This window comes from Nocardia sp. TBRC8007 (assembly GCF_056629435.1).
In genome coordinates this window covers 1-13688 of record NZ_JBWSOR010000034.1, presented here as the reverse complement: position 1 = coordinate 13688, position 13688 = coordinate 1, and the positions used below count along the sequence as shown (strand labels likewise).

Below are 13688 nucleotides of genomic sequence, written 5' to 3'. Positions count from 1 at the left end.
CCAATCCCGTTTGGAGGAACGCACTGTGAATCGAATCGCCATCGTTGGCATGGGCTGCGTCTATCCTGACGCCACTGACCCGCGGCAGTTATGGGAGAATTCGGTGAGCGGCCGTCGAGCCTTCCGGAGCATCCCAGATGTACGAACCTCCTTGGCCGACTACTACAGTGCCGACCCGGCTACGCCGGATACTTTCTACGCCGACAATGCGGCGGTCTTAGCCGATTACAAGTTCGACCGGATGGCTTTCAAAATCGCCGGCAGCACTTACCATTCCACAGACCTCACCCACTGGCTGGCCCTTGACGTCGCGAGCAGAGCGCTAGCAGATGCCGGATTCGAGAATGGCGAAGGGCTGCCTCGCGAGCGGACAGGTGTCGTCGTCGGCAACACCCTTACAGGCGAGTTCTCCCGCGCCAACCTGATGAGATTGCGGTGGCCGTACGTACGCCGAGTCGTTGCCGCGCAACTACGCGAAATCGGTTGGGACGACGATGCGGTCGCCGACTTCGTCAACGCTATGGAAGATCCGTACAAGGCACCCTTCCCCGGCGTCGACGAAGACACTCTGGCGGGCTCGCTCGCGAACACGATCGCCGGTCGCATCTGCAACTATTTCGACCTGCATGGAGGCGGTTACACCGTTGACGGCGCTTGTTCGTCTTCGTTGTTGTCGGTAACGACAGCCGCTCGCTCGCTCGTCGACGGCGAGTTGGATGTGGCGATCGCAGGTGGCGTCGATCTGTCTATCGACCCCTTCGAGATTGTCGGTTTCGCCAAGACAGGCGCTCTTGCCCGGACAGAGATGAAGCTCTACGACAAAGGATCGAACGGTTTCTGGCCAGGCGAAGGCTGCGGAATGGTCGTGCTGATGCGCGAGGAGGATGCGCTGGCCGCTGGCCGCAAACCGCTGGCTCACATCGCCGGCTGGGGAGTTTCATCCGACGGCGCCGGCGCGATGACTCGCCCCGACCTGATGGGGTATCAACTCGCCCTTCGCCGTGCCTACGAGCGTGCGGGCTTCGGCATCGAAACCGTGCCCTACTTCGAAGGCCACGGCACTGGGACACCCGTCGGCGACGATCTCGAACTCTCGGCCGTATCCAACGCTCGCCGCGCCGCCGGTGCCACTGATCGCGCCGCAATCGGCTCGATCAAGGCCCAGATCGGCCACACCAAGGCCGCGGCTGGCGTGGCGGGGCTGATCAAGGCGGTCCAGGCGGTGCGACACGCTGTCGTTCCGCCGACGATCGGCTGCCGTCGTCCCCACCCTCGCTTCAGCGACCATGACAGCACGGTCCGTCCGGTGATGCTCGCCGAGCCCTGGCCCGATGACGCTCCGTTACGTGCCGGTGTCAGTTCCATGGGTTTCGGAGGTATCAATACTCATATTGTGGTGGAGGGCGATCCGGGCGGCGCCGAGGTGGTCGACTGGGACCGGCGACCGGATGTGCGTGCGCTAGCTACTTCACGTCACGACGCCGAGTTGCTCCTGTTCGCTGCCGACACTCCAGCAGAACTTGCTGCCCGACTGCGCGAGGCCGCCGTCACCCTACGCACCAGTAGCTACTCAGAACTCACCGACTACTCGATGAGCTGGGCGCGGGAAGTCGCCGGTACGTATCGAGCGGCCGCTGTCGCCACCGCCCCTAAGGAGGCCGTGCGCAAGCTCGTTCTCCTCGCGGATCGCCTTGAAGAAGGCAGACCACTCACCGACGATCCGCTAAGCCCGGCAGTGGTCGAGGTACCTGGCGGGGGCTACCTCGGCCGCACAACGGACGGCGCGAGTGCTCGGATCGGGCTGCTTTTCCCTGGCCAAGGCACTGGCAGTCACCTGCAAGGGGGTGCCTTGGCTCGCCATCTGTCCGCCGTCACGCTACATCAGCAGCGTGCCGATGCAGACTTACTCACCGACGTCGTCGCTACTCAAAATGCCCAGCCGCTGACGGTGACCGGTAGCCTCTGCGGCCTCGCGGCGCTGCGCGATATCGGCATCAACGCTTCGTCCGCCACCGGGCACTCCCTAGGGGAGCTGTGCGCTCTGGCCTGGGCAGGTGCCATCGACAGCGATGCACTTGTCGAGCTGGCCCGGATGCGTGGAACCATCATGGCCGAGAACGGATTACCCGGCACGATGGCTAACCTTGACGCACCACAGGACGTGGTCCTGTCATTGCTTCCGCCGACCCATGAGGTGAGCGTCGCAGCTCTCAACTCGCCCCGGCACACCGTCGTCGCGGGGGAGTGCGAGGCTGTCGAGAGGTTGCTCGCTGACGCTGAATCCGCTGGCATCGCCGGTAACCGGTTGCCGGTCTCACATGCCTTCCACTCTCCTCTAGCGCAGCCAGCTGCCGAGGTGTTCGCGGGGTGTCTGGACAAGGTCCGGCTGAGTGCTCTGCCACTCGCGGGGGAGCGCACCGTGGTCTCCACCGTAACCGGTGCAGTTCTTGCCGCTGACCGCGAGATGCCCGTTTCCGAGCTCGCCGAACTGCTGTGCCGACAGATCGTCGAGCCGGTACGATTCGCCGAAGCGGTGGCGGAGGTAGCCACCCGCAGCGACCTATTGATCGAGGTCGGTCCAGGTCGCAGCATGGCGCGGCTCGCGATGGCGAACGCCGTGACTGTGCCCGTTGTCAGTCTTGACACCGACGACCCAGATCTGACCTCGTATCTTGCTGTCGCGGCTGCGGCCTGGGTCGGCGGTGCACTGCCCGACCCCACCATCGTGAACAGTGACCGCTTTCACCGTGATCTGCCGAGCCGCGAACAGACCTTTCTCTCGAATCCCGCCGAGAATGTCGCAGCAGATGGGCTGCGGAACCGAGGTGGCAACACCACAGTGCCCGGAAAAGATGCTGTGGTGTTGGCCGGCAGCGACGTCGATGTGCTCGATCTTCTGATCAGGATGACGGCCGAACGAGCCGAACTCCCCCTCGATGCGGTCCATATGGAGAGCCGGATGCTCGACGACCTGCATCTGAGCTCGATCACGGTGGGACAGGTCGTAGCTCGGGTTGCCAGCGCGGTGGGTGTCACCGACTTCGGGTCGTTGAACCTGGCGGCATCGACAATTGGTGAGCTTGCTTCCGGACTGGAGTCGCTGCGAGGTAGCACTAGAACGTCCAGAGGCTCAGATCCTCTTGGGGCGGTCAACGCTTTCGTCGGCACATGGATCGAAGAGTTCTCTCCCATACCGCTGCGCACCAGTGCGCCTGACCCTGCCGCCGAGCCCGCAACCTGGATCGTGTACGCAGAAGGTTGGACGCCCGTTACCGAGACGGCTTGGTTGTCGGCGCTCGCGGGTAACACCGATGGTGGCATTCTGCTGAGTCTGCCCGTCGACGCAGACCGCGGAAACCTGCGCACTGCGTTCTCTGCGGTTCAAGAGGCGGCGACGCTTGGCTCAGGCCGCCGGCTGGTAGTGCTCGGTGGGCACGATACGACGACAGCGCTCGCCAAGACGCTTTTTCTGGAACACCCCGAGCTTCAGGTCACCGTTGTCGACGGTGACGGTTCAGTTCAGCCTGAGCAGCTCGCCGCTGAGGTCGCCGTCACTGACGGATTTGCCCACGTGCGCTACCTCGAAGGAATTCGGCACGTACCCCACCTTGTGCCATATGTGCTCGACGAGACACCTGCTCCAGGCTTCGGCAGCGTGGCTGTGACAGGCGACAAGCCTGTGCTGCTGGCTACGGGAGGCGGCAAGGGGATCACTGCCGAGTGCGCGCTCGAATGGGCACGTCATTTGAGCGCACGAGTCGCTATCGTGGGGCGCTCTGTCGCGACGACCGACGAAGTCTCCGAGACACTCCGACGGTTCAAAGACGCCGACCTCGAGGTTCATTATGTGCAAGCCGATCTCGCCGACTCCGTCGCCATCCGCAATGCTGTCGAGCAGATCGTGGCTCGGTTCGGCCCGGTTACCCACCTGCTACACGGAGCAGGGCGTAACGAGCCTGCGAACCTGGACAGCCTCACGTGGGCAGACGTCGAGAATACGTTTGCCCCGAAAGTCGACTCACTTATTACCTTGTTATCGACCCTGACCGAGGCCGATGGCAAAGCACTCCGGCATGTAGTGACATTCGGCAGTGTCATCGGTCGTGCTGGGATGTGGGGCGATGCGCACTATGCCATGGCCAACGCCGAACTCTCTCGGGTGACCCGCAGCCATGGCGAGCGCAACCCACACTGCCGGACAACATGTTTGGAGTGGTCGGTGTGGTCGGGCATCGGTATGGGCGTCAAGATGGGCGCGGTCGAGAGCCTTGCCGCCGCCGGGATTTCCGCGATCCCGCCTGCGGACGGCACTGAATTGTTCATCCGGACTGTGACCCATGATGCGCCGTCGACACTGGTGGTCTGCGGGCGCACAGACAATGTGCCAACCCTGCGTACTCGTCCCGTCGATCTACCACTCAGTCGATTCGTGGACCGGGTGCGACGACATCATCCGGGCTTTGAGCTGGTGGCTGACGCCGTGCTCTCTTTGAGCAGTGATCCCTACCTTCTCGATCACGAGATCGATGGCGACTACGTGTTGCCCGCCGTGATGGGCCTCGAGGCAATGGCCCAGTTCGCAAGCGCGATCACCGGAGTCGTGGGCCCGGTCCGCTTCACAGATGTGCGCCTGGACCGCCCGGTCATCGTGCCCGCCGGCGACGACTACACCATACGTCTCAGTGCAGTCCGTCGTGTCGACGGTGCGGTCGAAGTCGTGCTGCTCGCTGAGGAATCGGACTACGCGGTAGCACATTTCGCGGCGACTGTCGAAACCGGTGCCACGATCGACGCGGGCCAGGACCTACTACCGGTATCGCAGGCTTCCGAGCCGGTGCCGGTGGATCCTGACGCCGAACTCTACGGCAAGCTGCTGTTCCAACGTGGAAGATTCCAGCGGGTTCGTGGCTATGACATCCTGAGTTCTACACAGGTGCGCTGCCGGGTATCCGGTGCGGAGGTCGACTGGTTCTCCAGTGCTCTTCCCGCCGATCTGCTACTCGGCGACCCTGGTATCCGTGACGCACTGATGCACGGCAACCAGGTAAGTGTCCCTGATGCCACATTACTACCGCAGCGGATCGACCTGCTCGAGGTGCTCGACCCCACACCGGTCGGCGAGCGAGTATTCGTAGCCCACGAGACCCGTCATAGCGGCACCCTGCACGTATACGACATAGATGTGTTCGATGAGCGCGGAGTGCTCGTCGAGCGGTGGCGCGGACTGCACCTGCGCGCGGTGCGACAGCGAGTTCCCGACCGGTGGCCACCAGCTTTGCTCGGTCCGCACTTCGAGCGAGTACTCGCTGATGCGGGAGTACTCGGCTCGGTGCAGGTCACGGCTTCGCCTGAGTGCACTCTTATGGTGAATGCCACACTCGAGGGCGCGTCGTGTGCGGTGCGATGCGCCAACGACACTATCGACGACCTCACTCGCGAAGCTTTCGGTGAGATCCTCGGGCGCACCATTGAATCCGGCGAGATCGAGGTGCGCGACCTCGGTAGTACGCGCGGGCTCCACCGAATGGCTGCCGGACCAGCACAGGCCCTGGTAGCCGACGTAGAGACTACATGGAAGCAGCGTGTGAGCCTGACTGTCGCCTGGCTATCGGTGGTGTCGGTACGTGAGGACAAGGTGGTCGCATGAGAGCGCCGGCGTATGAGTACCGGCACATTGTCGGCTTCGAGGAGACAAACCTCGTCGGCAACGTCTACTACGTCAACTACCTGCGCTGGCAAGGACGGTGCCGGGAGATGTTCCTGAAAGAAAAGGCACCCGAAGTACTGGATGACGTGCGCGGCGACCTCAAGCTCTTTACTCAAAAAGTCGAGTGCGAATATATCGCCGAGATCACCGCGTTCGACAACTTGGTGATCTCGATGGTGTTGGCCGATCTCGGCCAAACCACACTCGAGCTCGAATTCGAGTACTGGTGCGAACACTCAGACGGTCCGTTATTGGTCGGACGAGGTAGGCAACGGATCGTCTGCATGCGAGGCCCGAATGGTGACACCCGCCCGACCCGAGTTCCAGAACCGTTGATCGAGGCGTTGCGTCCGTACATGAGCGCTACGGTGGCGGTCCGATGAGCACTACGACGTGTGGATGGCAGCAGATACTTCCCGTGGCACTACAGATCACCGAACAGACTTCTGTAGGAGCACACCCATGAGCAATATCCCCACGACCAAAGCGAGCACCGAGGCGCCGGAAACAGGCACCTGCCCCCAAGCGCGTACTTCTTTCGATGGCGGTTTGGATTCGGTGATGTTGCTCGTCGATCGAAACGGTCCGGGAGCGTGGCTGCGTGAGCGGATGATGCTGCCGCACGAACGACAGGTCGATCCCGCATATCGTGGCTTTTTCGCCTGGTCGGAGGGGCCGAGTATCACAGAGTATGTCGGGCGGGCGTTCCTCACTGGCTACGGCACTGGGCTCCGAGCCCGTACGCCACAGCAGGCGGCCGCCGCGTTGCAGGTCTTGGCCCCTCGGTGGCGCGGCTTCGCTATGGAGGGCCTTGGCATGGCGGCCGGCGTACGTGACGGGCTCCGTCCTGGTGGCCACCAGTTCGCCGACCTGATGGTCTGCAGCGGCGAACGGCACAGCTACATGCTCTACGTCGGTCTCGGCTGGTCGCTGGCCAGGTTGCCACGGTTCGCCTGGCCGCGGCTCGATCGACTCGACCCACTTGTTGCTCCGCTTGTCTTGGACGGGTACGGCTTCCACGAGACGTTCTTCCATACCAAGGAAGTATTAGAGCGACGTGCGGTTCCGTTCCCCGAGCGGTACTGGCCCGGAACACGCGCCGATAGCGAGCAGCAGTTGATGCAGGGTATCGGCCGTGCGCTGTGGTTCGTTGCCGGCGGCAGCCCGGATATGCTTGCCGAAATAGTCGATCGCTTCGACTCCAGCACTCACGGATCGTTGTGGGCGGGTGTAGGTTTGGCGGCCGCCTATGCAGGAGGCCGTGACGCGGTGACGCTACGACGGCTCCGTGCGTGCGCCCACGAGCACGGGCGCTGGGTCGCTCAGGGGGCCGCGTTCGCCATCGAAGCTCGGTTGCGAGCAGGCCTCGATGTGTCACACACAGAAACCGCAGCGCAGGAATTGTGCGGCCGCAGTGCGGCGGAGGCCTCCTCGATTACTTGGCAAGCACGTCCCGACCCTACGAGAATCGATGCAGGAGATTGGTCGGTCTACGAAGAGTGGCGGCGAGCCATTGCAGGCAGGCTGGCATGATCCGCGCGCAGGTGCCGCGTAGCCGGTTGCCGAAACTGCTGCATGGGATGCTGTCCGATCGTGGTGGTACATTGGCCGGTCTGGCACGCCGTTATCCTGCTGGAGTCACGGTACCGTTACCCGGACGCTCACTGCATGTGCTCAACGGGCCGGAAGCCGTCAAACATGTTCTGGTCACAGCGGCCGACCGCTACGAGAAAGGCATTGGTCAAGCTGAGGCCCGGGCTGGTCTCGGGCGCGGCATCTTGACCGACGAAGGCGAGACATGGATGCGAGCACGTGGCTCCCTCGGTCCATGGCTGCGAGCACGTCGGATACAGCAGCATGCGCCTGCTGTTCACCGGTATGCGGTCGAATCGGTCACAGAGCTGGCAGGATTCCATCCACGCCGGATGCCGATCGACGGCTTGCTCGCGGAATACACTCTGCGTTGCTTGGCTGTGGTTCTCGGCGTTCCGGCTCCGCATGTAGCGCCGATACTCACGGCGCTGGACGTCGTACAAGACGACGCGATGTTCAGGGTAGTCACCCAGGACCGGGTCCCCGCCGTACTACGCCCTCGGGCAGAACAGCGCCTGCGCGCAGCGCGCACGGTCCTCGACCATGCCGCAGACGAGGTTATCGCTGCTGCCAATGCTGTTGTCTCAGAAAATAATCCGCCTACTTGGGCTAACCGCGACGATGTCATATCGCTGTTACTTGCTGGCTATGAGACCACATCATCCACTTTGGCCTGGGCGGTCGACGAGTTGAGCCGACGGCCCGACCTGGCCGATGCTGTCGCCGAAGAGCGTGAAGCTGCCGATGAACCCACCGATGACCCAGCCGATCTGCTGCGCTTGATGGGGCAATTGCGGCTCACCAACGCCGTCATCAAGGAGGTGCTTCGCCTGCATCCCGCAGTATGGCTGGTCAGCAGACGTGCCCGCCGCGACGATGTCGTAGCCGGTTGGCCGATCCGTACCGGCGACGACGTCTGCGTTGTGATCGCCGAGGTACAACGGCAGGGATGGGCTGAGCCCGACCTCTTCGACCCGACCCGCTTCCTCACCCACGACGACCACGGGCGATACCTGCCGTTCGGACTTGGGCCACGTGGCTGTCCCGGTGCTTCCCTGGCACATCTGGAAGCCACGCTGTGGCTTGCCGAGGCGAGCCGTCGGTTGACGCTGCGGCCGACGCTCGGGCGCAGGACCCGAGCATTGGCGAGGATGTCCCTGACGACGATGCCGGGGACAACTTATCTGATCGCGCGGCGGACCGTAGCCCGAACAACATCGGCTTAGTCGGCATTCCACCAGTAGTACCGATCTGTCTCGGGGAAGGGCGCGATGAGGTGGAAACCTGCCTTGGACTCCTTCGCTGTCACCTTCGAAGGCCGCGGCACATCGAGTGCGAACCATCGGATGCGAAAGCCGGTTCCACACTCATCGGACAGTCCTGACTCCCTTCCTTACGTTGTTGTGGTGGGTGATATTTCAGGGCAGTCGTCGTGACTCGAGCACCCTCGGGTAGCGGATCCAGATCAGTCAGTACGGTGCGTTCGTGTACGACGCGAGAGACCAGGAATCACCATTGCGTACCAAGACCCAGGTCGCCCGGACCCGCGCACCGTCGGGAATCGAATCAGCATCGGCCGGACGTACCCCGCCCTCGGTAAAGAGGATGACAACATCGTCGGTGAGGGACTTGACGTCGAATGGTGTACCCATGACCTGAGTTCCCGCATATGGGCCGGCAAACGCTTCAGTCATGAATCCGGCAATGGCGTTGCGGCCCTTCTGGTGCACTCCGGGGAGGATCATCGTGCCGTCCTCGGTGAATACGGAGGCGAAAGCGACGGCGTCGTTGTTCTTCCAGGCATCCATGATGCGCTGGGGGATGACGGTTGGATCGGTCGGCACTGTGGTCATCGATAGTTCCTTGTCTGGTCCGGGTGGGTCGAGCAGATGGGACGACGATGGCACGTCACTTCGTCCCGAACCTCTTACCGATTGCTACAACGTTGGCAATGCATGAGAGCTGTGGGTGCACTGCTGGGCTCTAGTGTCGCCGTGAGATCGCCGACCCTGCTGGATGGGTCCGAGTGAGGAAGCGGTAGTCGCTATGGGATCGACCGATGAGAAAGACACACCCGTCGTCTCGTTTCGCCGGATGCTGATCGTCAATGTTGTGCTCGGGGCGATAGTGATCGCAGGTTGGGCCGCGATTGGAGGCTCACGCGCCGTCGAGGCCATCGGAGAACACTGGCAGGTGTCGCTCACGATGACGTTGGGCTCGCTCGTAGGCGGCGGTACATCGGAAGGCGGGGGAGCAGTGGCTTTTCCGATCCTCACCAAGGTGCTTGCCGTGCCGCCGGAAGATGCACGGCTCTTCAGCTTTGCAATCCAGAGCATCGGCATGACCGCGGCGAGCCTCTCGATTTTGTGGAATCGGGTTCCGCTGGAATGGACCGCACTCGCGTACGGCGGATTACCCGGTGTAGTCGCCGTCATCTTCAGCTTTCTGAATATTGCGCCCCTGGTCAGTGCGCCTCATGTGCGCCTCATCTTCACCGCAGTCCTCGTCGGACTCATGATCGCGCTGATCATCGGTCGACGTTATCGTCCTGCCCGGCGCACACGGATCTTCGAGCGGCGAACGGATCTGGTCGAGCCGGCGTTGCCGTTGCAGGACAAGGTTGTGCTGGTATTGGCAGGAAGCGTCGGTGGATTGCTATCAGGCATTGCCGCTGTCGGGGAAAACACCATCATGTTTGTGGCCCTCGTGCTGCTGTTCCGGGTCAGCGAAAAAACGGTGACGCCGACGACGGTGGTCCTGATGACGATGGTGACGCTCGCCGGATTCGCTACCTCCTTGACGAAAGGCTCTTTCACGGGCCCGGTAGTGGACATGTGGCTCGCGGCAGTGCCGGTGGTTTGCATAGGCGCCCCTCTGGGTGCGCTTATCTGTACCCGGCTTTCGAGTACTTCGATCGCACGGATCCTATATTTCCTGATCACGGTGGAATTCATCTCGACTGTCGCCTTGGTGCCGATCGGACGTGGTGAAGTGGTGCTCTTCGCCAGTGGCATCCTGATTTTTACCGTCGGGTGCCTTCGACTGGCTACTCTTCGACGATTCGACCTCGATCCCGATCCGGTGCCCGACAGTCTTGCTACTCGGCGAGACCAAGAGTATGAGCCAATCGGTGGCGACCGCACAGCCCGATAAGGGCAATGAATTCCACACCCGTGCGGGGCGGGAGGTCTGGCTACGAATGGCCAGCACAGCACCCGTCCCGAGTCCGCCGTTCCGTCTGAGTCACTGAGCGCGCACAGGACGAGATGCCGCGAAGGGGCTGGGCCATTGGGATGGAGTCACCGACCTGAGATGCGAGACCGTTATGGAGCGACAATGAGACGTTTGCTGGTACCTGCGTTATCGATAGCGCTGTGTCTGGGTACCTGGACCATGCGGCCAGTAGGGGCGAGCGACGAGTTGGTCAGCCAGGCCTCGGCGAGGGTCGCCTTCGACCGTCACCTGCTGCCTCCGTCCCCTACCGACCAGCGGGTACGGCCCGTCGCGCAGGACTTCGAGCCCATCCAGCCGTGGATCTCTGCGGTCGGGGCATCGGTGGGGTCGATGGACCTACGAGGCCAGGGCTACGCGGGCGACGCATGCACTACTGACCCACGTGACGACGAGGTGCGAGTATTCCCGGTACCAGGCAGTACGGGTGAGCCGTTCGAGCCGTTCGAGTTACGGCCTGACGGTCTACGTTACGACGACACTATGGCGCCGATAGGTTGTGTACCCGCCGACATCAATCACGACGGCAGCATCGACATCATCGTCTACTACTGGGGCCGCTCACCCGTACTGTTCCTTAACCAACGTAAGTCCAGCGATGATGGCACACCTCGCCGCGCCGACTTCAAGCCGCGTGAGCTCGTCGCTCCAATGGACGTGTGGAACTCGACCGCACTCAATATTGCGGATATCGATGGCGACGGAGTTCTCGACATCATGGTCGGAAACTATTTCCCCGACGGAGCACGTGTGCTCGATCCTGCTGCCGCCGCGGACTCGCGAATTCAGATGCAGGCCGGGATGAACATGGCACGCAATGCCGGTACAAACCGGCTTTTCCTCGGCAGCCCCGTTGACGAAGTTGGTGAGATGCCGGAATTCATCGACGTCAGCAACCGGATTCCGGAGGAATCGGCTAGTTCGTGGACTCTATCGTTCGGGTTCCAAGACCTCACCGGCGATGGCCTGCCTGAGACCTACGTGGCAAACGACTTCGGTCCGGACCAGTTGTTGGTCAACCACTCGAAACCCGGTGACGTGCGATTCGAGGCGGTGCGTGATCGGCGCTCCCTCACCGAACGTCGATCGACCGTACTCGGCCACGACTCCTTCAAGGGCATGGGGGTTGTTTTCTCGTATGCTGAGGGAGATGAGTTGCCTCGGATGATCGTCAGCAACATCACCAGCCCTTGGGCATTGCAAGAGTCGAATTTCGCGTTCTACCCCGATGGCGACCCCGAAGATCTGCTGAAGGGCGAAGTTCCGTTCACAGACCGCTCTGCGCAGACCGGTATCGCACACAGCGGATGGTCTTGGGATCTCAAATCCATAGATATCCTCAATGAGGGCCGTGATGACCTGTTGCAGGCGACTGGTTTCATCAAAGGCAGCCGCAACGTATGGCCGCGTTTGCAGGAAACTGCGATGGGAAACGATCAGGTCCTCAAACATCCCGAGCTGTGGCTACGTATCAACGAGGGAGACGACCTATCTGGCCATGAACCCAACCGACTGTGGCGAGAGATGAACGACCAGTGGGTCGACATCGGTCAGCAGATCGGTTTCAACGACGAGGTCTCGCGTGGGATCGCCACTGCCGACCTCAATGGCGACGGACTGCGGGACTTCGTGATCGCCAATCAGTGGGAGGATTCCTTTGCCTACGTGAATACCTCCGAAACCGATAACCGTCACGTCAGTCTGAGAGTGGTAACCGAAGGAATCGGCGGCGCGCACACGCCCGTGATCGGTGCAACGGTGACCCTCGAAGGGGAGAACGGCTACCGCAGGGAAACGCAGGTGTACCCCGCGAACGGACATTCTGGAGTCAGCGACGACATAGCGCACTTCGGCATTCCTGATACCCACCGTGGCGATGTACTCAGCGCAACCGTGACATGGCGTCAAGGCGGCGAATTACATCAGCGCAGATTCGCTCTGGAAGACCTAATTGATCCCGACGAGCCGACGACCACACTGAAGGTGCAATCATGACTATCCAGATCGCGTCGTCCGAGACGCACGGACCGGCTGCCGACGGCGTCACCTCAACGGAAAAGATTTCCCCGAAACCCGCCGACCCTCGACGCAAAGCGCTACTGAGGTTCGCGATTTCGATTACCGCTTTCAACGTGGTCGGGCATCTGTTTCTCGGGTTCGAGCAGGCGCCGATCGTACCGATCGTCGCTGTCGCTGTCAGCTACGCAGTACATTTGTTACTGGAAACATTTGACGCATGGGCGCATCGACGGCCGCCCGAGTACGCCGGAGGCCGTACGGAACTGTTCTATTTCCTGCTACCAGCACACATCTCCGCTTTGGCCTGCGCGATGCTCATCTACACAAGTACTGTATGGCCTTTCCTGTTCGCGGTGACTGTCGCGGCGGCTTCGAAGTACATATTTAGAGTACGGGTAAAGGGTCGTCTCAAGCACTACCTCAATCCATCGAATACCGGCATAGCAGTGACCCTGCTGCTCATACCGTTAGTGGGCTTCACCCCGCCATACATGTTCCTGAACAACACTGGCGTCGCGCTCGATGTGCTGATCCCGCTCGGTGTGCTGATGGCAGGCACCATGCTGAATGGCAAGCTCACAGGCAAAATGCCGCTGATAGCCGCGTGGGTGGGTGGCTTCGTTCTCCAAGGTCTCGTGCGCGCGATCTGGGTCGACGATGCCTTCTTGTCGGTGCTCGGGTCGATGACCGGCGTCGCCTTCGTGCTTTTCACCAACTACATGATTACCGATCCTGGTACTACTCCGTTTTCGACACGGGGACAGGTGGTCTTCGGGCTCACCGTCGCAGGCGTATACGGACTTCTCATCACTATGCAGGTCGCGTACGCGATATTCTTCGCGCTAGTGATCACCTGCGCGATTCGCGGGATAGTGCTGTACCTGGCGCCGCGACTGCAGCAGTGGCGCTCGTCCGACGATGCCAATGCCATAGCCTGACCGATCTTTGGCTCTGTCCATATCCAACGGACAGAGCCAAAGATCGAGGCCTAAGACATTTCGAAGGGCTACTTGCAACAAACGCAATAGACGATTCGAATCGGTCCGAGCGGTCAGTCGCCGCAGTTCCCCTGACCGCACAGCTCTTACTGGCAGCAGACCTGGCAGTTCCTCCGTTGCGCTTCGTCTGCCCGCTGGTA

General features: G+C 61.8%; 8 protein-coding genes. 7 read left to right on the top strand and 1 reads right to left on the bottom strand.

Going from position 1 to position 13688, the window contains the following annotated elements; translation table 11 throughout:
• Positions 1–25 precede the first annotated feature (25 nt).
• The 4 genes from ACX4ZE_RS19220 (at position 26) to ACX4ZE_RS19205 (ending at position 8526) form a co-directional block, all read left to right on the top strand.
• Positions 26–5647, top strand: coding sequence for a type I polyketide synthase (locus ACX4ZE_RS19220; RefSeq protein WP_480274849.1), 5622 nt, complete (start codon positions 26–28; stop codon positions 5645–5647).
• Positions 5644–6090, top strand: coding sequence for an acyl-CoA thioesterase (locus ACX4ZE_RS19215; RefSeq protein WP_480274848.1), 447 nt, complete (start codon positions 5644–5646; stop codon positions 6088–6090). The genes ACX4ZE_RS19220 and ACX4ZE_RS19215 overlap by 4 nt, the downstream gene beginning before the upstream one ends.
• A 79-nt stretch (positions 6091–6169) precedes the next feature.
• Positions 6170–7240 carry a DUF1702 family protein gene (locus ACX4ZE_RS19210; RefSeq protein ID WP_480274847.1) on the top strand — a complete coding sequence of 357 codons (1071 nt, stop codon included), beginning with the start codon at positions 6170–6172 and terminating at the stop codon, positions 7238–7240.
• Positions 7237–8526, top strand: coding sequence for a cytochrome P450 (locus ACX4ZE_RS19205; protein ID WP_480274846.1), 1290 nt, complete (start codon positions 7237–7239; stop codon positions 8524–8526). The genes ACX4ZE_RS19210 and ACX4ZE_RS19205 overlap by 4 nt, the downstream gene beginning before the upstream one ends.
• Before the next feature lie 243 nt (positions 8527–8769).
• On the opposite strand, the gene ACX4ZE_RS19200 is transcribed toward ACX4ZE_RS19205, so the two are convergent.
• The gene (locus tag ACX4ZE_RS19200) at positions 8770–9153 is read right to left on the bottom strand and encodes an SgcJ/EcaC family oxidoreductase (protein ID WP_480274845.1); all 384 of its coding nucleotides are present in this window, start codon (positions 9151–9153) and stop codon (positions 8770–8772) included.
• A 163-nt stretch (positions 9154–9316) separates the two neighbouring features.
• Between ACX4ZE_RS19200 and ACX4ZE_RS19195 the strand changes: the two genes are divergently transcribed.
• From ACX4ZE_RS19195 to ACX4ZE_RS19185, 3 genes are all read left to right on the top strand, one after another.
• Complete coding sequence (locus tag ACX4ZE_RS19195; protein ID WP_480274844.1) at positions 9317–10453, top strand: TSUP family transporter; 1137 nt, start codon at positions 9317–9319, stop codon at positions 10451–10453.
• 183 nt (positions 10454–10636) lie between these two features.
• Positions 10637–12526 (top strand): FG-GAP repeat domain-containing protein, encoded by a 1890-nt coding sequence (locus tag ACX4ZE_RS19190; RefSeq protein ID WP_480274843.1) that lies wholly within the window; start codon positions 10637–10639, stop codon positions 12524–12526.
• Entirely contained in the window at positions 12523–13488 is a 966-nt protein-coding gene (locus ACX4ZE_RS19185; RefSeq protein ID WP_480274842.1) for an enediyne biosynthesis protein, read from the top strand. The genes ACX4ZE_RS19190 and ACX4ZE_RS19185 overlap by 4 nt, the downstream gene beginning before the upstream one ends.
• The last annotated feature ends 200 nt before the right edge of the window (positions 13489–13688 follow it).